The following is a 19,757-nucleotide window of genomic DNA, read 5'->3' on the forward strand; positions in this document are numbered from 1 at the left end:
AAATGTTCCATGGCGAAACCTTCGAGGACGAAGATGATCTGATCCAAGAACTTGAAGAGTATATTGATTACTACAATACGAAACGAATAAAAATGAGGTTAAATGGCCTGACTCCGGTAGAGTACCGAAATCAGGCATTGTTAGCCGGTTAATAAAGTGTCCAACTTTATGGGGTCACTTCAGATGCGGGCTTTTTTATGAAACTAAGTAATGATAAAAATTAGATAAGGTCTAATTCTTCCATGATACGACGAATGGTGGCTTTGGTACTGTCTTGCAGTGGTACCATAGGCAAGCGACACTCTTCAGTGCAAAGACCTAATAATGACATGGCGTATTTTGGGCCTGCTGGGTTAGGTTCAATGAATAGCGCGTTATGAAGAGAAAATAATTTGTCTTGTAACTGTGCTGCTTCTACGTATTTACCTTCACGGCATAGTCGTTGTAATTCCACTACTTGTTTTGGTGCCACGTTTGAGGTTACCGAAATGCAGCCATTACCACCACCAACGTTATAAGCCACTGTGGTGATGTCGTCACCACTTAGGTAATTGAAAGGTTTGTTGATTAAAGCACGCTCACGAATTGGGCGGGTTAAATCGCCAGTTGCATCTTTTACCCCGATGACTCTTGGTAGTTCTGCCAGACGAGCTAATGTATTAACCTCTAGTCCAACAACAGAGCGAGGCGGAATGTTGTAGAGGACGATAGGTAATTTGCTGTTGTCGTGGACGTATTTGAAGTGTTCATACAAACCGGTTTGATTTGGACGGTTGTAGTAACCAGCCACATGTAAGGTCGCATCTGCTCCAGCTTGGTAAGCGAATTCGGAGTAATTTACCGCTTCAACAGGGTTGTTTGAACCTGCCCCTGCCAGAACAGGTACGGCTTTATTGGTTTCCTGTACGGTAATTTCGATAACACGTTTGTGTTCGTGTTCGCTTAGCGTTGGTGATTCACCTGTTGTACCAACAGGAACTAAGCCATTGATACCTTGATCTATTTGCCAGCGTACGATATTACGCAAAGCCCCTTCATCTAATTGACCATTACGAAACGGAGTGATTAGTGCTGTGATTGCGCCGTAGAACATACTTTTGCCTCATTTTGGCCGGTATGCATTCTGCTGAAAAGATAGATTAACCGTCAGCGAGAATGCTGCCGGGGAGTTGTTTAAATCTTACTTCCACACGTCAGCGTCGCAAAGCTTCTTAGCCTTACGTTTATCGCCGTTGCGTTTATTTAAGATATTGTTATTCATAGGGTAATAGGAAATCTTTGTAAATAGTAAGTTTTTCTATGCTGACCTTTTTTCTTTAAAAGGTCAATACACTAATGTGTTTTTTATTCGATTGGTTTTGATTCAGAGGTGTTCGTTTTTTCGCGTTAGATTGGATAAAATACTGGCGAATTTTATCCAATCTAATAATACTAATTAAGAGAAAAATATGGATCTTACTACTTGGCTTTCTTTGGTTGCTGTTTGTGTCATGGGGGCTATTTCTCCAGGTCCGAGTCTAGCTGTTATTTTACGGGTATCGGTTTCTCAATCTCCTTTACATGGCGTCTTGGCAGCCATAACACATGGTTTAGGGATTGGCTTCTGGGCGTTTTTGACGCTACAAGGCCTTGCTATATTGATGTCTAAACACCAGAACATATTCTCTGTATTAACTGTTTTAGGTGGGCTGTATCTTGCTTGGCTAGGCGTTAAGGCGTGGCGTTTTGCTGGTCAAGGTCAGGATGTCAAGGTTGAAGGCCAAAAGTCTTCTTATTGGGAATCTGCTCGTGACGGCATGATGATTTCCTTGATGAACCCTAAAGCGGCTTTGTTTTTTTTAGCTTTATTTAGTCAGTTGATTCCCACCGAAATTAATACCTTGATCAAGTTTCAATTGTGGGCAACTGTCGTGGTGATTGATACAGGTTGGTATGTGATTGTTGCTTTGTTGTTAGCTGGTGGGCGGGTCTTGTCTTGGTTACGTCGACATACTGTTTGGGTGGATAGAAGTATGGGAAGTATTTTAATATTACTTGGGTTGAAAGTAGTGATTGGGGCATTTATTTAGAGCGAAAACTTTTCCTAGTGAAGTCCCCCCAATAGTTGGAAACCAATAGGGGGGAGGTTCAATTAAAGCACTTACTTTTGAAAAATAAAGCTTTCTGTTTCTAGTAGCTTTGTGCTCCACAGTTCGTAGGCTTTTGAGTTCAAATGCAGCTTGTCGCCTTCAAATAGGTTTTCTTTAATTTCTCCATGCTTGTCTAATAAAGTAGAAAACAAATCAACGTATTGAGTATTAGGACGTGTTTTGGCAAGTCGTATCAATTGATTGTTTGTTAGCTCTATTGTTTTACGCATTTTTAATCGCGTAGGGCTGCACTTAATACTGATGAGTGTGACAGGAATACCAGGTAAATGGCGATCAATTTTTTGCAGTAGCTCAATATAGAGGTCAACTACTTTATTGCTGTTACAGTGATTACCAATATCATTGTCACCTGCGTAAATGACCAAGGAGCGTGGTTTATGTGGCAAGATGATACGCTCAAAATAGTACACGCAAGCTTCAAGCGTAGCGCCGCTAAAGCCTAAGTTAATGGCATTTTTGTCTCGGAAATTATGAGTGAAGTCATTCCATAAGCGCACGGTGGAAGAGCCATAAAATGCCACTGGCTGCTCTTTGTATTCTTGATAAGCTAAGTGGAATTCCAGTTCTCGTACATCTGACTCGAATTCTACATCGATTTGATTCAGACTCATTACGTTCGAGCGGTAGCCGTTTTTACCACTAAATATAGGGTATTGGCGAATTTCTCGTGATAGCTCAACTGCCTCGTTTACATAGCCTTTATATTCTTCCTGATATGACACTAAAAATTCTGCCAGCGCTTTTTTATCTTTGTAATCCACTTTACTAGACAGTTTGAACGCAGGTTTAATGATCACCGTATAAAGGTTATGGTCGGCTCGTTTGTCAAAGTTTGCGACTACAATCGGTACTATCCATGGCTCTTCTGTTTCCATGGAACCTGCAAGTTCAAAAGCATGTGGTAATAAGGCGCCTGGGGATTGTTGCGTGCTAAAACTTTGCCCCTCTGGAGAGATCATTAGTGGGAAGTTCTGACACAACGTATCCTGAGATTGTTTGATAAATTCATCATACTCTGGGGTGCCTTTGGTTAGGCCTTCCCAGCTATTGATAAATATATTGCCGAATTTTCCATAAAAATCATCACGCCAAAACTCACTTTCTTTACTACGGCGAACAACACGTTGCCCAGAAATACCGTATTGTTTGTCAATAATCATTGAGCTAATAAATTGCGCATCCATAGAAAAACGGAAGCCATTGGGTAAACGGTTCGTTGGTGATCCTAGTAAATGGTTGTAGATGAACAGAGAACCCGCTTTTTGGGGTAGATTCTCTAGTCCTTTAACAACATAAGGAACTTGTTGGAAAGCTTGTTTGAACAGCTCTGTACCTAAGCGTCTAGCATCTAAAGCCGGTGTTTCTTTGGGCAAATTATTTATGGTGTCATAGACATTTTGTAGATGGCGATAAAAAGCATTTTCACGCTGTAAATCTTTTAAAATATCCAAGCACATACCAGAAATAGTGCGCTCCAGTACACAGCCAAAATGCAGGCATTTATAAAGAACACCAAAGGCTTCGTCTGTAGTGATTGCGCTTTTTAGCAATTCGCTGACTTTATACAGAGGTGAGCTGACAGGTAACAGCGCTGCGTTTTGGTCTATTACATTGCTGACGGCTAGAACCTCATCATTTGCTATTTGTGAAAGATAGCGCATTCTCGCCGCTAATAAATGTGCGCCGATCAACCAAATAAGTCGGTATAAATACTTAACTGAAAATTTAGGGTTGTCTTCAAATATCTCTAGTAGGTCATCACGTTTTATAAATAAAACACTGCTATCTCTGGATGAAATGATCGAGGTGCGATTTTTCATTTCTTTGTTTTGGGTAGCCCAAGCCAATACGGTTCCGCTGCGGGAGATCGTTCTGGTGGTAATAATGTCCCCCGAGTCAGTTTGATAGCTGATGACAACTTTACCCTTGATGAGAATATACAAACCATTAGCAGGTTGATCTTGCTGACTTAAAATGTCGCCTTGATGGGCGAGCAGAATGGATGATTTTTTGGCTAAAGTGTGTATTTCTGCTTGGGTAAATGTCTCACAAAAAGGGGCATAGTTTAGTAGGCTGATGGCATCTTTTAGTGCGTGAACTTGCGTTTCAGAATCGATTAGTGGTCGAGTTTCTTCAAAAGCTAATGACTCATTAGAAAAGAAAGGGCGCGTTTGATTTTGTACATTGGTGAGAACGGGCAAAGATTCTTGGTAAACAAACTGTAAGAACTGGCTGGCGAAAGGTAAATTGGCATTGAGAATTTTTTGTAATTCAACAATTGGCCAATAGAGCAATTTGGAAGACTTAGTTGCTGTGAATGTGGTCGCATAACGCGAAGGATGACGGAAAGCAGACCAACCAATAGGGGATAAAATATTGCTGATCATGCCGACATTGTAAGATTTTCCGGTATCCTGCAATGGAACTGAAATGGCAACTTCACCTTCCAAAAGGAAATAAATATTTTGACCAATCTCAAATTGTTTAGCCAGAATATCGCCAGCTGTTAGCGTTTTAATGGAGGCTAAATTGGTTAAGGATGATGCTAACTCGGCATCAATATCTGCCATAAAAGGGAATGCATTTATGTGTGTCGTTATATCCATCTTTTTACCTCAAATCTGTATTGCCCTAGTTCGGACGTTTCATCGTCACTGTCTCGCCTAAAAGCGCATAGTCGTCGCCACCTAGTCGTGAAAGAGGGTTAAGTTTTTTATTATCAATGAAAATCCGAGAGTTTTCTTCAGTTACAAGATCTTCATCGATGTATAAATCTAAAATTTCTAAATAAATCGCATTGAACGATGTGTTTCCTAGCGTATGTATATCGAACAATTTGCAGTGAAGAGCAATTTTGGCTTCGGCAATTCGCGGCAGTGCCTTGGTAAAGTTAGTTAGCGACAAGCCTGTCCTGGGTAGTTCTGATTCACCATAAGATAGCGTGGCTGCGCTCTCGTTTACAGCATTGACTAAATCTCCGCTTGGAATATGCAAAACACATTCCTTTTCTCGTATTAGGTTATATTTTGTGTCTTTGGCGACATCAGAGGTTTTATTGCCTATGGAAACCGTTAAGAGGGCAGGATCTGAAGAAATAGGAGCAAAATAAGAAAAAGGGGCGAGGTTGAAACTATCGTTTTCATTTTTGGTCATGATCCACGCAATAGGACGTGGCGTAATGGTTTGAGTGATCAGGTGATAGCGCTGATTGCCGCTGAGTTGATCAAACTGGAAACGCATAAATTTCCCCATGGTTATGAAACATTACTTGTTAAATTACTACAAATACCGATCCATTGTGAATCTTTGAGTGGAAACTTATGAAATTTATTGTAACCAGCAGAGAATGTGAGGCGAAAAGAAAGTCCGAGCTTACTGAAGCTTTTTTATTTTGGGCGTCAAGCAGCTCGTCATCCTCAGGCGTGTTTTTGTCTTTGGCTTAGTAAGCTTCGATGATGGCATTAAAGGCAATGACCACACGATCAGTGTCGCCGAAATAGGGTAAAGCGGAATGCTTTAGATACGATGGAAAAATAATTACTTGGCCATCTTTGGGGGTAAAGTCCCACACTCCATGTCCTCCTAAATAGGCGGTACCTGGATCCGCGTAATGTTCAGCGTTGACTCTTGGGTCATAAAAACGATTCAGGCCGCCGTTACCTTCGATATTGGCATCACCAGGTTCCAAATAATAAATACCACACCAAGAGCAGTTTGGATGAGAATGCGCATCGTGATAGCCGCCTTTTTGCGTAACATGATACCAAGATTCAATAATATGTGCGTCCGCTTCCATGTCTGCAGGCCAGAACGCTTGGTTGACGGAGGCGGCAATGTCTAAAATGAGCTCTTCTAAAGCCCGCTTCGCTTCCATAACATTGGCGTCTGCAAGCTCTAAGAAATCCAGTGTACTTTCGTGGAGGGCATGTTTTGCTTTTGGGGCAACTTGGCTCTCAATCGCCGTGAGTTGAGACGACTTTTGTTGGTACACCGTTGCGAGTAATGCCTCTTTTAAAAAGTCATGGTCTGGCATTTGAGTGACGAAAAGTGGCGTGCTCCAGACTGTGAGTTCTTCCAAAACAATGGATTCATTATTCATTCTGTTTTTTACCTAGGGCATGATGAGGCCGCATAATAACAGGCTGCGAGAATAAGTGAAGTCTAACAACGTAAACTTCACTTTATCGAATTACAGGTTATTAGCTTGCTTTAAACTCTCTATTACTTTGACTTCTTTATCTATTTCAGACATTCGAGATGTCATATCTTGAATCGCTTTTATGTTCGCGCAGACATCTCTACTGGCCATGTTGGAGGCATCACCTAAGGATTGAATTTGTGCCGTTAATTCGCCAGTGTTATTAGTGAGTCGAGACATAAACTGTTCAATGCTTTCGATTGATTGGCTGATAGAGCCAGTAGACTTTGTGACGGAGGAGATGGTTTCTCCGGTTTTGTTTAAGCTGTCCTGGGTGTTTTTAGACAGTTGTCTAACTTCATCAGCGACTACCGCAAACCCTCTGCCAGCTTCGCCAGCACGCGCTGCTTCAATAGCTGCGTTAAGTGCGAGAAGGTTAGTTTGGTCGGCAATTCCTGAAATGACTTTCAAAATGGCAAGAACTTGCTCTGAGTTATTTTTCAGTTGGGCAACGTTACCGCTCAATGCTTTTCGGCCATCTTCCTGTGCATTGATGTCATTTTTCAAATCATGAAAGGTGCCGCTCACATCACTAATAATGGCTTCAGTTTGCTGTGAGTAAGTTGTTATTTGGTTGAAGCTAATAACAACTTGTTCAAGCAAAGGACGATATTCAGATAGATAATGAATCAGGTCTGCTTGCAAACGGTTGATCTGCATTAAACTATTCAGTCTTGATAACGTAAAAAATTCTTTGAAGTAACTGTAATGAATGGGGAAGTTATCAACGATATGATCTGAAAAAGGCTCGTTTTTCGCTACTTTAAAGAAAAATAATGCCGTGAGTGTTTGGTTCATGTGCACACCTAATAACTCGCCAAATGTAGAAAAGCCAGCGGCTTGAATGCTTTGGAAGGCTGTGAGTTCTTTGAGCGCTTTCGCATTGTTTAAACGGCGTAAGATGCAATCATTGGCTAGCATAGCAATCGGTTGTGGTTTGCCTTGCATAAATTCGTCAAAGGCTTGTTTTGTACTATCCGCAAAACCTTTGGCCTCTACTAGTATAAGCTCATCGCCAAAATCTAAGTCGCAGAAAAAATGGATGATCTTGTTGTCTAAATCAATGCTGGCGATGGATCGTATAAATAGCTCATTGCCAATTTCAACGGCAAAAGAATGATTCGTTAGTTTTGCATTGAGGTCATTTGGTTGGCATTTAAAATAGTCACAAAGGTGGTCAACAATGTTGACAATTTTGCCTGTAGATTTAGAAATGACTGTTGTCACGGTGCGTTTTTGTGGGTCTGATTCGGCGATATAAAAAGAGCGTTTGGTTTTTTGAAAATTATGTGTTTTTAGAATGCCGTAGCGAATATTAGCTGCCAATTTAGTGAAAATAACGACAGCGCAGTTATGAGCAACTTTTTTACCGTCGTAGACCGAAGCCTGTTTAAAATCTAACTTCCCACCAGCTGAGCCGCCTATAAAATGACAAGGGAAGCGCTGGCTATCGTACAAAGCTTTCATAAAAAAATTTTCGCTAGACGATAGGCCATCTATAAATGTAATCGCAATGGTATCTTGGTAGTGGATGGCCATATTTACATTTATTCTTTCAATTTCAGACTGGATAGCACGAATTCTATCTTGCTTGTTTTTGGTTGCTTTGCCTTGTTTTAAATCTTCGCAATGCAGTGGGACGGTTTTTATTTCAGTGGAGGCAAGTAGCTCTTCGCTGTAGCTTTGTAAGACAATGGTATCCCACTTTCCATCGGTCGTTTGATAAAAACTCTCTTGTTGGCTGTTAAGCTCGCCAGATGTCATCACAGCAACGACTTTTTCACAGAAGGGTGTTAATTGCTGGATTTTTTCAACAGTACTCTCAAAATCGAGATTGGATGATACAAACGCAAGGATTAATTGTGTTTTTTGTTCGGTGAACTGTAGTTTAGCCAGTGTAGCTTCAGAGAGTTCAGCGTAAGTTAGCTGAAGAATGTTAATGCCCTGATTTGCACTGCTGGTATTAGGTGAGGTTAATGTGCTTCGTTTAAACCAAGCCATAAAAAAGTCTCCATAGAGCTAGATTGTTTTTTCTATCATCCCATTATTAAGGGTAGAACAATATTGGCTTTATGTTTTTATTAGTTTAAATACGTAATATATTGATAATAGTCACATTTTCATAAATTTAGCTTATGATAAGTCTAATTCAGTGACCACAGGCTTGTAACCACAAAACATCATCACTAGGTTGCGAAAGCCGGTTTCGCTACTTGGGCCATCTAATCCTTTTATGCTTTGATCAATTAAAGCTAAGTAGTTTTGCATATAAGGCAAAGTGACTTTGTTGTGCCGTGACATGGCGCTTTCGTAAAAAGGTACGCGCTTGTCCCAAATTTTTTCGCCTTGGCAGGCCTGTTTAAAACTAGAAGATTGCATGCTTTGTAGTAAGTTTGCCAAGGTTTGGATTTCGCGATTGAAGAGCCAAAGAATAATGTTGGCCTCGACGCCTTCACCTAACAGTTGATGTAGACAGTGCATGGCGTCTTTGGTTTTTCCCATCAACAGTCTATCGCTTAAATCATAAATTGAGTAACGGCTGCTGTCGGCAACAGACTCAGCGACTTTCTCTGCATCAATTTGGATGCCCTGTCCATGCGTGAGAGCAAGTTTTTCTAGCTCTTGAGAAAGTGCTAGTAGGTTGCCTTCACCGCGTTCACAAATCATGCTAGCGGCATCGCGAGTAAGTGATAAATCGAGTGCTTGCGCTCTTTGTTGCACCCAGGCGGGTAATCTATTCGCATCTATTGGCCAGATTTGTATGAACACGCCTTGTGATTCCAATTGAGTGAACCACTTGGTTTTTTGAGTTCGTACATCAATTTTGGGTAGGGTGAGCAAAATAATGTTGTCTTCGCTCAACGACTGGCCTAATTGCGTTAACGCTTTGCTGTGCTTTTCGCCCATTTTGTCTATTTGAATATCAAACAGGCGACGAGTTGAGAATAAGGATAAGCTCTGGTTTTCGTTGATGACATCTTGCCAATCAAACTGTGCATCAGCAACGAAGCGCAGACGTTCATCAATATTATGCTGTTGGGCCGTTTTGCGAATGGTGTCTGCTGCTTCTTGACACAATAAGACTTCATCACCAGAAATAATATAAATAGGTGCTAAACTCTTTTTTAACTGTGCTGGTAACTGGTCAGCTCTGACTTTCATTCTGAGACCTTTTCACTATTACTGTGCTCTTCAATACTTTGTTAAAAACAAACGCAAAATGCTCATTTATAACCAATAACTCGGCTTTGGTTCCCTGCATCGTTTTAATAAATACATCCATGTAGCTATCCGTTTTTTCGGTTATTTTTGCCTAGTCTTGGTTTCGCTCGTGACATAGTGCAAAGGCTTCATGGTTTGTCTAAAAGTGATGCGAGTTATAATGGGGCATAACTTAAGTCATATACTAATTGTTTTGCTAGGTCTTCATACATAATAGCGACTTGTGATGTGTTGTATGAAAGTTTGGCACTTGCTTCAGCATTCTGATTAGTGAGTGTTTTTGTGGTGTTAATAGATCGCGGTCCATAAAGAGACTTGCCATCCGCTTGGCGAATAAAGTAGTTACTGCTTAAACGGCGCTGAAGTTGCGATACATCATTAGAGGCGTCACGAGCTAGTTCTATATCTTGTGTTTTAATGGCATTGATTTTTAGATTCAGAGTATCTTGATTCGCAGAGGCTTTATCGATAACGACAACACCTGCTTTGGTAAGCGCAATGCGTAAGGATCGATCAAAGCGATCAGAGCCGCTTTCAGAAGTTAGGGTTAATACTTTTAGTCTGGTTGGAATGTTGCTTTCGCCACGTAAATGGAATCCACAGGCGACAATGCTCATGGTTAGCAGCGCTAATAAAACGAGACGAGTTGTTTGTGTTAATGCGGCTATCATATCCGTGATCTCTATTTTGTGTGAAGGGAAAAAGGGATGGTAGAACCATCCCTTAGAGCCTCAATTAGTTAGCAACAATATTGACCAAGCGACCTGGAACAACAATGACTTTACGCACAGTCTTGCCTTCAAGGAATTTGGCAACACCCGGATGAGCAAGAGCTTCAGCTTCAACTGTTTTATCATCTGCACTAGCAGAAACAGTCAATTCAGCACGTTTTTTCCCCAGTACTTGAACGACAATCGTCAGCTCGTCTTTGATCAAGGCATCTTCATCTAGTGTAGGCCAAGGCGTATTAACGATGTTGTCATTGTGGCCTAATTCGCTCCATAACTGATGGGCAATGTGAGGCACGATTGGAGACAATAACAACGTGGCTGCTTCTAATGCTTCTTGCTCTACAGCAAGGCCTAATTCAGATGTGTCTTCGAACTTGCTGATTTCGTTGCATAGCTCCATCACAGCGGCAATGGCTGTATTGAAGGTTTGGCGACGCTCGATATCGTCGGAGACTTTTTGAATAGTTTCATGAGTCTTACGACGTAAGGCTTTTTGAGCGCCATTTAATTCAGCAATTTTTAGTTCGCCTACTTTTCCAGCGTTGCTGTGACGGTAAGACAGCGCCCATAAACGACGTAAGAAACGTGAAGCACCATCGACACCAGCATCGTTCCATTCTAGTGATTGCTCTGGTGGCGCGCTGAACATCATAAACAAACGCACAGTATCGGCGCCGTATTTCTCAATCATTTCTTGAGGGTCGACAGTGTTGCCTTTCGATTTAGACATTTTGGTGCCGTCTTTGTTCACCATGCCTTGCGTTAACAGACGTTTGAACGGTTCATCTGAGTTCACAAGACCAGCATCACGCAGCAATTTGTGGAAGAAACGTGAGTAAAGTAGGTGAAGAATGGCGTGCTCTACACCACCAACATACTGGTCAACAGGAAGCCAGTAATTGGCTTCTTCCGTTAGCATGGCATCAGTAGAATCTGGGCAGCAGTAGCGCGCAAAGTACCAAGATGACTCCATGAAAGTATCGAAAGTATCGGTTTCACGTTCCGCTTCTTCGCCATTAAACATAATGGATGAAAAGTCTGGGTTGTTTTTGATTGGCGAATTTACGCCATCCATGACCACATCTGTTGGCAGTTCAACTGGCAGTTGGTCAGCTGGAACAGGTGCAACAGACCCGTCTTTCAAGTTAATGGTTGGAATCGGAGTGCCCCAGTAACGCTGACGACTGACGCCCCAATCACGTAAACGGTAATTGACTTTTACCTCGCCTAGCTGGCGTTCAGTCATCCAAGCGGCAATGGCATCGAAAGCGTCTTTAAAGGCCAAGCCATCAAATTCACCTGAATTACACAGTATGCCTTTGTTGGTGTAAGCTTCTGTTTCAATCTTGGCTGTTTCTTCGTCAGCAGGTTGGATCACTTGCTTGATCGGTAAGTCGTATTTTTTCGCAAATTCGAAATCACGTTGATCATGGGCTGGCACCGACATCACTGCACCAGAACCGTATTCCATCAATACGAAGTTGGCGGCAAACACAGGAACCACATCGCCAGTGATTGGGTGAATGGCTTTAAAACCAGTGTCTATGCCTTTTTTATCGACGGTTGCCATGTCGGCTTCAGTGGTCGACATTAGCTTGCTTTCGGCAATGAAATTTGCCAATTCAGGGTTGCTTTCAGCGGCTTCTAAAGACAATGGGTGCTGTGTTGCAACAGCAACATAAGTTACCCCCATAATGGTGTCTGGGCGAGTGGTGTAAACCGACAAACGGTCTGCTTTGCCTTCAACTTCGAAGCTGAATTCTAAGCCTTCAGAACGACCAATCCAGTTACGTTGCATGGCTTTTACTTTTTCAGGCCATCCGTCTAGTTGGTCTAGATCGTTTAATAATTCTTCAGCGTAATCTGTGATTCGAATAAACCACTGAGAAATTTCTTTTTTCTCTACAGTGGTACCACAACGCCAGCAGCCACCGTCTTCTACTTGTTCATTGGCAAGTACTGTTTGGTCATGTGGGCACCAGTTCACTGCAGCGGTTTTCTTATAAGCTAGGCCTTTTTCAACCAGCTGAGTGAAGAACCACTGTTCCCATTTGTAGTATTCAGGTGTACAGGTAGCAATTTCACGATCCCAGTCATAGCCAAAGCCAAGCTCTTTAAGTTGGCCTTTCATGTAGGCAATGTTTTCAGTCGTCCATTTTGCTGGTGCGGTTTTGTGTTTGATTGCTGCGTTTTCAGCTGGTAGACCGAAAGCATCCCATCCCATTGGCTGTAGGACATTTTTGCCTTGCATACGCTGGTAGCGAGAAATTACATCGCCAATGGTGTAGTTACGAACGTGACCCATATGTAGGCGGCCACTTGGGTAAGGGAACATCGAAAGGCAGTAGAACTTCTCTTTGTTGGAATCAGCGATGGCTTTGAAGACTTTATTTTCGTCCCAAAAAGATTGGGCAGCTTGTTCGATTTGCTGCGGATTATATTGTTCTTGCATGATGTATTCTTATCCCGTGATCGACGAAAGGTTGGTAGACCTGTATTCTCTTTAATGAAAAGAGGCCATTATAGCGGCATAGCTCAAGATAATGATGCAATAGCCAACAGAGTCCGAAAATATCCGCTATTTTATAGAGATGGAGCCCTAATTAGAAGGTGCATAGAGGAGGAGTTATGAAATCTATGAAAAAAGATTCGTCAAATAGCGAAATCGAATCCAATCTAGTCGAAGAAGCTCGTAAAACATTGACTGGAGCGAAGGATTGGTTTTTAGAAGATGTTGCCCTGATGACAGCCTACTGGCATGACAAAATGGGTTACACCGAAGCATGGGTTGATGCGAATTGGCATTACGTGCTTGATGAAAGCCATGAATTGGCCGAAGAGCTTGATGAGAAAGAAGATATAGCCTTGTTATGGTTGATTAATCACGCCAACAATAATCCTGTACCGTTAGAGGAATGTCATGTGGTCGGGACAGTGGTTGAGCCTGGAAGTTATCATTGTATGTCTTGTGGATATGACAATGTGGTCGAGGCCAAACAAGCGTTAGCGCCTTGTGAAGTATGTCATTATGGTTTGATGTCGACTCATGATGATCAGGCAATTAAAGCTGAGTAATTAGCCACTGGCTTTTGATTGATTAACATGTGTTTGGTGTATATAAAAATACGGCGCAACAATTCATTTGTTGCGCCGTATTTTTATCAGATAGGTAGTCTATTGGTTAAGTGTTTTTATTATTGAGCACTACCCCAGTTAAGTAGGAAAAGACCAGGCAAATACCCAGTAACAAAAAGGTTGGCCAATAGCCCCATTGCACATAAGGTGTATTGCCTGTAAAGGCTTTTGCCTCGGCCGTTAGGGTTGTTCTCTCAAACTGTGGTGCTTGTTCAACGATTTCACCTTTTTCATTAATGAATGCAGTAATACCTGTGTTGGTCGCGCGAATAACATAGCGACCAGATTCTTTTGCTCTGAATTGTGCGATTTGCAAATGCTGCCAAGGGCCGAAAGACGTGCCAAACCAGCCATCATTACTAATCGTGATTAGAAAATCACTGTCTCTTACCATTCGTCTTACCTGCTCGGCATAAACAATTTCATAACAAATGAAGGGAGCGATACCCCATTCGCCAACCTGAAGAACTGGCTGATTGTCATCGCCAGGTTTAAAACTGGACATAGGCATGCCGAACACATCTAGAATCGGGCCTATGTATTCTGCAAACGGAATGTATTCGCCAAAGGGAACCAGTCTGCGTTTGTAATAAAGACCAAACCCATTACCAGTTGCCCATATCGCATTGTAGTAGTTTTTTTTGTCTTCGCTTATATCGGGAATGCCAGTAATTAACGTGGTGTTGGTGTTTTTTAGCTCTTTACTGAAGCTGGCTAAATAGGGTTTTATTCTAGGATAAGAATACGTGATGGCCGTTTCAGGCCAGACCACTAATTCACTGTCTAAGTGCTCTATCGTTGCTTGTTGGTAATAGGCTAGGGATTTTCCAGCCGTTTCGGCCCGCCATTTTTCATCTTGCTTTACATTGCCTTGTACCAAGGTGGTTTTTAAGGTGCCTGTTTGCTTTACCCAAGAAACAGGGGAGTAGCTTAAATAGGCTGAACCTAACCAGATGGCTATAAGTACAAAACACAGCATAAGCTGATTGGTGTGTTTTAATAGTACTCCGCCGATCACGCTAGAAGTCAATATAACGCAAGAACTAGTGAGCCAGATACCGCCAATGGGTAACAGTTCAAATAGCCAAGTGTTTTCAATTGCATAGCCAGGTAGCAGCCAAGGGAAACCAGTAAACAGCGTACTTCTGGCAAACTCACCAAGCAATAAAGCGAACGTGATCCATAGGCTAGCAGGAGTTTTCGGAAAGCGCTGGATGAGCTTCCATGATGTCCATGCAGATAGTGCCCAAAAAATGCAGAGCACAGCAACAAAGGAAAAAGTAATGAGCCCAGCAATTAGACTGCCAACTTGTCCGTATTCGGCAATGCTAATATATACCCAGGAAACGCCAGCACCGAAAAAACCTAATGCAACAGAGGCTCCGCGCCAAAAGGCGGATTTTGCTGTTGTGCTAGTGAAAGTGAGCAAACTGAATACGATTAGGCTAATAAAGTAGCCGGGCCAGAAGTGAAAAGGTGAGAAGCTAGTGACACCTAATGCACCAGCAATAACGCCGATCAGGCCAATCAATGCGGGAGGTGTCTTGGAGAGTTGAGCTGTTAAGCGCGACTCCCACCCCGTCTTGGTATGGGTTAAGTCGGGGTGAGGTATGGTCATATTAATCTTGTGTATTGATGGTTGGTTTGGTGACTTGAATGGTTTTAATTCGGCGTCCGTCAGACTTCACAATACGGAAATGGAAGTCATTGAAGAAAAGCTCTTCATCACGTAGTGGAACGTGACCAAATTGTTGGACCAGTATTCCGCCAATGGTATCGAACTCTTCTTCGTTGAGGTCAACTTTAAAAAATTCATTGAAATCTTCAACTGGGCACAACGCCGGTACAAGATACACGCCAGGTTCGGTTGTGACTTGAATGCCTTCGTCATCTAGTTTGTCGGTTTCGTCTTCAATTTCACCAACAATCTGCTCTAACACGTCTTCAATCGTGACTAAGCCAGAAACGCTGCCGTATTCGTCTAGCACTAGTGCCATGTGATAACGTTTGGTGCGAAAGTCATTTAGCAATACGTTTAGGCGTTTGCTTTCAGGAATAAAGTTAGCAGGGCGTAAACGCGCTAAAATATCTTCTATTGTGATATCGCCTTCTTTGAATAATAAAGGCAATAAGTCCTTGGCAAGTAGAACACCGAGAATTTCATCTGAGTCCTCACCAACTACAGGGAAGCGTGAATGAGAAGAATCTATTATTTTACGAATTGACGTTTTAGGGTCATCTTCGGACTTAATGATCACCATTTGAGAAGGTGGAATCATGATGTCGCGTGCTTGAACTTCAGAAACTTCTAGCGCACCTTCTACAATAGTGAAGGCATCACGATCAATAACGTCGGATTTCACTGCGGCTTCTAAAAGTTTAACGATGTCACCACGACTGCGTGGTTCGTCGTTAAATGCTTGGGTTAAACGTTCAAACCAAGATTTTTGTTGATCGTTGGATAAACTCGATCGGTCGTCACTCATTGGGGTGTTAACTCACTCTTTAATCAAATAAGGATCGGAAATCGATAAGGAAGCTAGTAACTCTGTTTCTATCGATTCCATTTCATCTGCTTCATCATCATTTATATGGTCATAGCCGCGTAAATGCAAGATGCCATGGATAGTCATATGAGCCCAATGATGTAATAACTCTTTATCTTGTTCTACGGCTTCTTTTGCCACAATTTGAGTGCAGATGACCAAATCGCCTAATAATGGAATTTCTAACCCAGGAGGAGCCTCGAATGGAAAGGATAAGACGTTGGTAGGCTTGTCTTTGCCACGGTACTCATGATTAAGTGCGTGGCTTTCTTCTTCATCGACAATGCGAATGGTGACTTCAAACTCTTCATCAGAGTCCGAAAGGGCCTGTTCGACCCAGTGTTTAAAATCTTCTTCGCTTGGAATGTTCGCAGTATCTTCTGTCGCGATTTGTAGATCAAGTTCTAAATGCGCCATTATTTGCTACCTGCAGACTGTTCTGCGTGCGCTATTAAGCGAGCTTCAGTTCGTGCTTTCTTTTCTTCTTCAACTTCAATGTCAAACTTGTCATAAGCCTCAACAATACGCTGCACTAGCGGGTGACGAACGACGTCAGCAGAGCTGAAGTGTGTCATGCTGATGCCATTAACGTCGTTTAATACATGCATTGCTTGAGCTAAGCCAGAGCTTGTGCCACGAGGTAGATCGACCTGAGTGGTGTCACCTGTGATTACAGCCGTTGAACCAAAGCCGATACGTGTTAAAAACATCTTCATCTGTTCTTTTGTTGTATTTTGGCTTTCATCAAGAATGATGAAGGCGTTATTCAAAGTACGACCACGCATGAAGGCAAGGGGGGCGATTTCAATGACATTTTTTTCAATCAGCTTATCAACCAATTCGAAACCAAGCATTTCATACAAGGCATCATAAAGAGGGCGTAAGTACGGGTCTATTTTTTGTGATAAATCACCGGGTAAGAACCCCAGTTTTTCACCCGCTTCAACCGCAGGACGAACCAACATAATACGTTCAACACGATCGGCTTCGAGTGCTTCGACCGCACAAGCCACTGCCAAGTAAGTTTTGCCTGTACCAGCAGGTCCGATGCCAAAATTAATATCGTGTTTACGAATTTGCTTGACGTAGCCTTGTTGGTTTTTACCTTTCGGTTTGATGAAGGCTTTGCGAGTTTTAATCACCAGCTGATCAGATTTTTCTTTTTTGCTACTGGTGAGCGATTCTATCGCTGACTCTTGTAGATAAAGATGAATCGTTTCGGGTGATATTTCTGTATTCGCTAGCGCTTCGCGGTAGAGGTTTTCTAGCAGCGTTTTTGTTGCCGCTACATGTTCAGAGTTTTCACCGGAAATGTCGAATAGCTCGGCACGATACTTAATAGAGACATCAAGTCGTTTTTCGATTAACTTGATGTTCTCATCGAGTTGACCGCACAGTCCAACCAAAGCGTCGGCTTCGGCAGGAACTAAACGGATTTGTTGGGTTGTCTGTGTGGTTTCCAAGATTTACCTTTGATTATTGAAGTACGAAGTCAGAATCAAGTTCAGAGCTTACCAGTTCACCCAGTAGGGAATTAGGGTAAGCATCTGTAATAACAACATCTGCAAATTTACCAATTAGTTGAGGATCGAACGCGCGGAAATTTACAATCCGGTTGTTTTCTGTTCGACCTTGAAGTTGTCCCGGGTCTCGAGGCGAATAGCCACTAACCAGAATGCGCTGCATTTCACCGACCATAGACAAGCTAATGTCGTAAGCCTGTTGGCTAATACGGCGTTGTAAAATAGCTAGTCGCTCTTTCTTAATGTCTTCTGGCGTGTCATCTTCTAAATCAGACGCAGGTGTCCCTGGTCGTTGACTGTATACAAAACTAAACGAGTGATCAAAGCCGATCTCTTGAATTAAATTCATGGTATCGACAAAGTCGTCATCCGTTTCGCCTGGGAAGCCAATGATAAAATCAGAAGATAAACTAATTCCTGGGCGCGCTTCTTTAATGCGGTTGATTTTATCAATGTAATATTGACGGTCATGGCCACGTTTCATAGCGCTGAGTATATTGTCGGCTCCACTTTGTACCGGTAGGTGTAAGTGACTGACCAGTTTAGGTTCGTTACGGAAAGCTTCGATTAAGCTGTCGCTGAACTCTACTGGGTGAGACGTTGTAAAGCGAATTCGCTCAACACCATCTATTTGTGCAACCGCATGAATGATGTCTGCAAGGTCGGCTTCGTCACCTTCCATTGTATCGCCACGGTAGGCGTTAACGTTTTGCCCTAATAAATGAACTTCACGTACGCCTTGTTCTGCAAGTTGCAAAACTTCCTTCAAAATACTGTCAAACGGACGGCTTACTTCTTCGCCTCGAGTGTAAGGAACCACACAGAAAGTACAGTATTTGCTGCAGCCTTCCATGATAGAGACAAAAGCTTCAGCTCCTTCCACGCGAGGCGCAGGCAGATGATCAAATTTTTCGATTTCAGGGAAGGTTACATCTGTGATAGGGATGTGTTTTCCTGCAGCATTAACCATATCTGGCAATTTATGCAGAGTCTGAGGTCCAAAAATCATATCAACATGTTTAGCTCGCTTGCGGATCGCATCGCCTTCTTGGCTCGCTACGCAACCACCTACACCGATAACAAGGTCTGGATTTTTTTGCTTTAACTTCTTCCATCGACCTAGTTGGTGATAGACCTTGTCTTGCGCTTTTTCACGAATAGAGCAAGTGTTAAGCAGCAAAACGTCTGCTTCATCTGCGTTGTCTGTGAGTTCCATTTCATGGCTTTCGCCAAGTAAATCAGCCATACGAGATGAATCGTATTCGTTCATTTGACAGCCATGAGTCTGGATAAAAAGTTTTTTTGCCATGTAACGTATTAACCTAAAAATGAGTTCGTCTAATCGACTTTGGGGCTATTATATTGGGCTTTGCTTCCGAATCCCAGAGGTGTTCTGAATTCCCTTCATTTAATCTCGAAATAGTCACCTATTTTGCTGCTGGAGCTTTTGCAAAAGACCAGTCACAATAGCGGCATAATTCAAATGTTAGTGTGGATGTGTTTTGAGCGTATTTTTTCGTATTCTTTTATTGTCGTTAGCGGTAAGTAGTGATCTTTATGCTGAAAGTGACTTGTTAGAAGAGGGTTCAGAGGTCAGCTTGGCAACAAGCGACATGCCAAATTTTGCTTTTGGGCTTGGTTATGGCTTGCTGGATGAAAAGTCGCTGATGAATATAGACTTTAAAGTGAATATTCCGATTAACGACTATTTATCTACACAATTACTGTTAAACAGTAACTATCTTATTACAGGCTCGTCAAAGACTAGTTTCGCGCAATCTGAATTTTCTTCTAATTGGTTTTTACGCAATGAATATGGGCGATTGGGTTTAGGTCTCGGTGTGACCGAGTTGGAGCCTATGGATGAAACCCTAAAGACGGAACGCGATGTTATTGGGCAATTCTTAGGCGAAACATTTATCGGTCCAGTGTCATTAACGGCTAACTACATATCATCTGATACAACGTTAAGTAATGTGACGAGTTCTCGTATTGGCATTAGTTATTATTTCAATGACGATCTACGCGCTTCTTTATATCGAGAAAAATATAATGTAGATGAAATTGGCTGGCGGCTTGAAACGTATTTTCAACCCCAAAAATACCGTCGAATGGGCAGCCTAGGGATAATTGCTAGAACGAGCGAAGACTATGATTATTTGGGGATGGTGGCTCTGTATTATTTTGATTATGCCGTTTCTTTAAAGCAGCGCGAGCGAGAGTTCCATTAATTCTAGTTACGACTTTTCTCG

General features: G+C 42.2%; 17 protein-coding genes. 4 read left to right on the forward strand and 13 right to left on the reverse strand.

What is annotated here, in order from left to right; translation table 11 throughout:
- Window positions 1-152 (forward strand): IS3 family transposase (locus tag DFP80_RS05220; protein WP_147243839.1); only part of this gene is annotated, 152 nt, incomplete at its 5' end.
- A gap of 68 nt (window positions 153-220) precedes the next feature.
- Here DFP80_RS05220 and dapA read toward each other — a convergent pair.
- Window positions 221-1,093: a 4-hydroxy-tetrahydrodipicolinate synthase gene (dapA, locus tag DFP80_RS05225; RefSeq protein WP_113915762.1), complete on the reverse strand. Its 873-nt coding sequence runs from the start codon at window positions 1,091-1,093 to the stop codon at window positions 221-223.
- Window positions 1,094-1,448: 355 nt separating this feature from the next.
- Here dapA and DFP80_RS05230 point away from each other — a divergent pair, with 355 nt between their 5' ends.
- Complete coding sequence (locus DFP80_RS05230) at window positions 1,449-2,069, forward strand: LysE family translocator (protein ID WP_113915763.1); 621 nt, start codon at window positions 1,449-1,451, stop codon at window positions 2,067-2,069.
- Between the two features lie 71 nt (window positions 2,070-2,140).
- On the opposite strand, the gene DFP80_RS05235 is transcribed toward DFP80_RS05230, so the two are convergent.
- The 7 genes from DFP80_RS05235 to leuS all read right to left on the reverse strand — a co-directional run bounded on the left by DFP80_RS05235 (window position 2,141) and on the right by leuS (window position 12,753).
- On the reverse strand, window positions 2,141-4,756 hold the full coding sequence (locus DFP80_RS05235) for a cyclic nucleotide-binding domain-containing protein (RefSeq protein ID WP_113915764.1): 2,616 nt from the start codon (window positions 4,754-4,756) through the stop codon (window positions 2,141-2,143).
- A gap of 25 nt (window positions 4,757-4,781) precedes the next feature.
- Window positions 4,782-5,390 (reverse strand): flavin reductase family protein, encoded by a 609-nt coding sequence (locus tag DFP80_RS05240; protein WP_113915765.1) that lies wholly within the window; start codon window positions 5,388-5,390, stop codon window positions 4,782-4,784.
- A 199-nt stretch (window positions 5,391-5,589) separates the two neighbouring features.
- Window positions 5,590-6,249 carry a putative 2OG-Fe(II) oxygenase gene (locus DFP80_RS05245; protein ID WP_113915766.1) on the reverse strand — a complete coding sequence of 220 codons (660 nt, stop codon included), beginning with the start codon at window positions 6,247-6,249 and terminating at the stop codon, window positions 5,590-5,592.
- Between the two features lie 90 nt (window positions 6,250-6,339).
- Window positions 6,340-8,349, reverse strand: coding sequence for a methyl-accepting chemotaxis protein (locus DFP80_RS05250; protein ID WP_113915767.1), 2,010 nt, complete (start codon window positions 8,347-8,349; stop codon window positions 6,340-6,342).
- Between the two features lie 132 nt (window positions 8,350-8,481).
- Entirely contained in the window at window positions 8,482-9,510 is a 1,029-nt protein-coding gene (gene holA / locus DFP80_RS05255) for a DNA polymerase III subunit delta (protein ID WP_113915768.1), read from the reverse strand.
- A 215-nt stretch (window positions 9,511-9,725) separates the two neighbouring features.
- Window positions 9,726-10,241, reverse strand: a complete 516-nt coding sequence (locus DFP80_RS05260) for an LPS-assembly lipoprotein LptE (protein ID WP_113915769.1) — start codon at window positions 10,239-10,241, stop codon at window positions 9,726-9,728.
- Between the two features lie 64 nt (window positions 10,242-10,305).
- Window positions 10,306-12,753, reverse strand: a complete 2,448-nt coding sequence (gene leuS / locus DFP80_RS05265) for a leucine--tRNA ligase (RefSeq protein WP_113915770.1) — start codon at window positions 12,751-12,753, stop codon at window positions 10,306-10,308.
- A 176-nt stretch (window positions 12,754-12,929) separates the two neighbouring features.
- Here leuS and DFP80_RS05270 point away from each other — a divergent pair, with 176 nt between their 5' ends.
- Window positions 12,930-13,376: a hypothetical protein gene (locus DFP80_RS05270; RefSeq protein ID WP_113915771.1), complete on the forward strand. Its 447-nt coding sequence runs from the start codon at window positions 12,930-12,932 to the stop codon at window positions 13,374-13,376.
- Window positions 13,377-13,482: 106 nt separating this feature from the next.
- Here DFP80_RS05270 and lnt read toward each other — a convergent pair whose 3' ends face one another.
- From lnt to miaB, 5 genes are read right to left on the reverse strand one after another with little or no spacing between them, the layout of a single operon-like run.
- On the reverse strand, window positions 13,483-15,054 hold the full coding sequence (gene lnt / locus DFP80_RS05275) for an apolipoprotein N-acyltransferase (protein ID WP_113915772.1): 1,572 nt from the start codon (window positions 15,052-15,054) through the stop codon (window positions 13,483-13,485).
- Between the two features lies 1 nt (window position 15,055).
- A complete protein-coding gene (locus DFP80_RS05280; RefSeq protein WP_113915773.1) occupies window positions 15,056-15,922 on the reverse strand; it encodes a CorC family transporter in 867 nt (288 codons plus the stop codon).
- 12 nt (window positions 15,923-15,934) lie between these two features.
- Complete coding sequence (ybeY, locus tag DFP80_RS05285) at window positions 15,935-16,399, reverse strand: rRNA maturation RNase YbeY (RefSeq protein ID WP_113915774.1); 465 nt, start codon at window positions 16,397-16,399, stop codon at window positions 15,935-15,937.
- Window positions 16,399-17,445: a PhoH family protein gene (locus DFP80_RS05290; RefSeq protein WP_113915775.1), complete on the reverse strand. Its 1,047-nt coding sequence runs from the start codon at window positions 17,443-17,445 to the stop codon at window positions 16,399-16,401. Before DFP80_RS05290 ends, ybeY begins: the two co-directional genes overlap by 1 nt.
- Before the next feature lie 13 nt (window positions 17,446-17,458).
- Entirely contained in the window at window positions 17,459-18,814 is a 1,356-nt protein-coding gene (gene miaB / locus DFP80_RS05295) for a tRNA (N6-isopentenyl adenosine(37)-C2)-methylthiotransferase MiaB (RefSeq protein ID WP_113915776.1), read from the reverse strand.
- A 193-nt stretch (window positions 18,815-19,007) separates the two neighbouring features.
- Between miaB and DFP80_RS05300 the strand changes: the two genes are divergently transcribed.
- Window positions 19,008-19,736 (forward strand): hypothetical protein, encoded by a 729-nt coding sequence (locus DFP80_RS05300; RefSeq protein WP_113915777.1) that lies wholly within the window; start codon window positions 19,008-19,010, stop codon window positions 19,734-19,736.
- The last annotated feature ends 21 nt before the right edge of the window (window positions 19,737-19,757 follow it).

This window comes from Marinomonas rhizomae, from assembly GCF_003315485.1.
GTDB lineage: Bacteria > Pseudomonadota > Gammaproteobacteria > Pseudomonadales > Marinomonadaceae > Marinomonas > Marinomonas rhizomae.

Coding starts and splice junctions, on each gene's coding strand:
- DFP80_RS05280 (WP_113915773.1), bottom strand. CDS start 15,922: ATGAGTGACGACCGATCGAGTTTATCCAACGATCAACAAAAATCTTGG.
- holA (WP_113915768.1), bottom strand. CDS start 9,510: ATGAAAGTCAGAGCTGACCAGTTACCAGCACAGTTAAAAAAGAGTTTA.
- DFP80_RS05235 (WP_113915764.1), bottom strand. CDS start 4,756: ATGGATATAACGACACACATAAATGCATTCCCTTTTATGGCAGATATT.
- DFP80_RS05245 (WP_113915766.1), bottom strand. CDS start 6,249: ATGAATAATGAATCCATTGTTTTGGAAGAACTCACAGTCTGGAGCACG.
- lnt (WP_113915772.1), bottom strand. CDS start 15,054: ATGACCATACCTCACCCCGACTTAACCCATACCAAGACGGGGTGGGAG.
- miaB (WP_113915776.1), bottom strand. CDS start 18,814: ATGGCAAAAAAACTTTTTATCCAGACTCATGGCTGTCAAATGAACGAA.
- DFP80_RS05270 (WP_113915771.1), top strand. CDS start 12,930: ATGAAATCTATGAAAAAAGATTCGTCAAATAGCGAAATCGAATCCAAT.
- DFP80_RS05240 (WP_113915765.1), bottom strand. CDS start 5,390: ATGCGTTTCCAGTTTGATCAACTCAGCGGCAATCAGCGCTATCACCTG.
- leuS (WP_113915770.1), bottom strand. CDS start 12,753: ATGCAAGAACAATATAATCCGCAGCAAATCGAACAAGCTGCCCAATCT.
- ybeY (WP_113915774.1), bottom strand. CDS start 16,399: ATGGCGCATTTAGAACTTGATCTACAAATCGCGACAGAAGATACTGCG.
- DFP80_RS05230 (WP_113915763.1), top strand. CDS start 1,449: ATGGATCTTACTACTTGGCTTTCTTTGGTTGCTGTTTGTGTCATGGGG.
- dapA (WP_113915762.1), bottom strand. CDS start 1,093: ATGTTCTACGGCGCAATCACAGCACTAATCACTCCGTTTCGTAATGGT.
- DFP80_RS05250 (WP_113915767.1), bottom strand. CDS start 8,349: ATGGCTTGGTTTAAACGAAGCACATTAACCTCACCTAATACCAGCAGT.
- DFP80_RS05260 (WP_113915769.1), bottom strand. CDS start 10,241: ATGATAGCCGCATTAACACAAACAACTCGTCTCGTTTTATTAGCGCTG.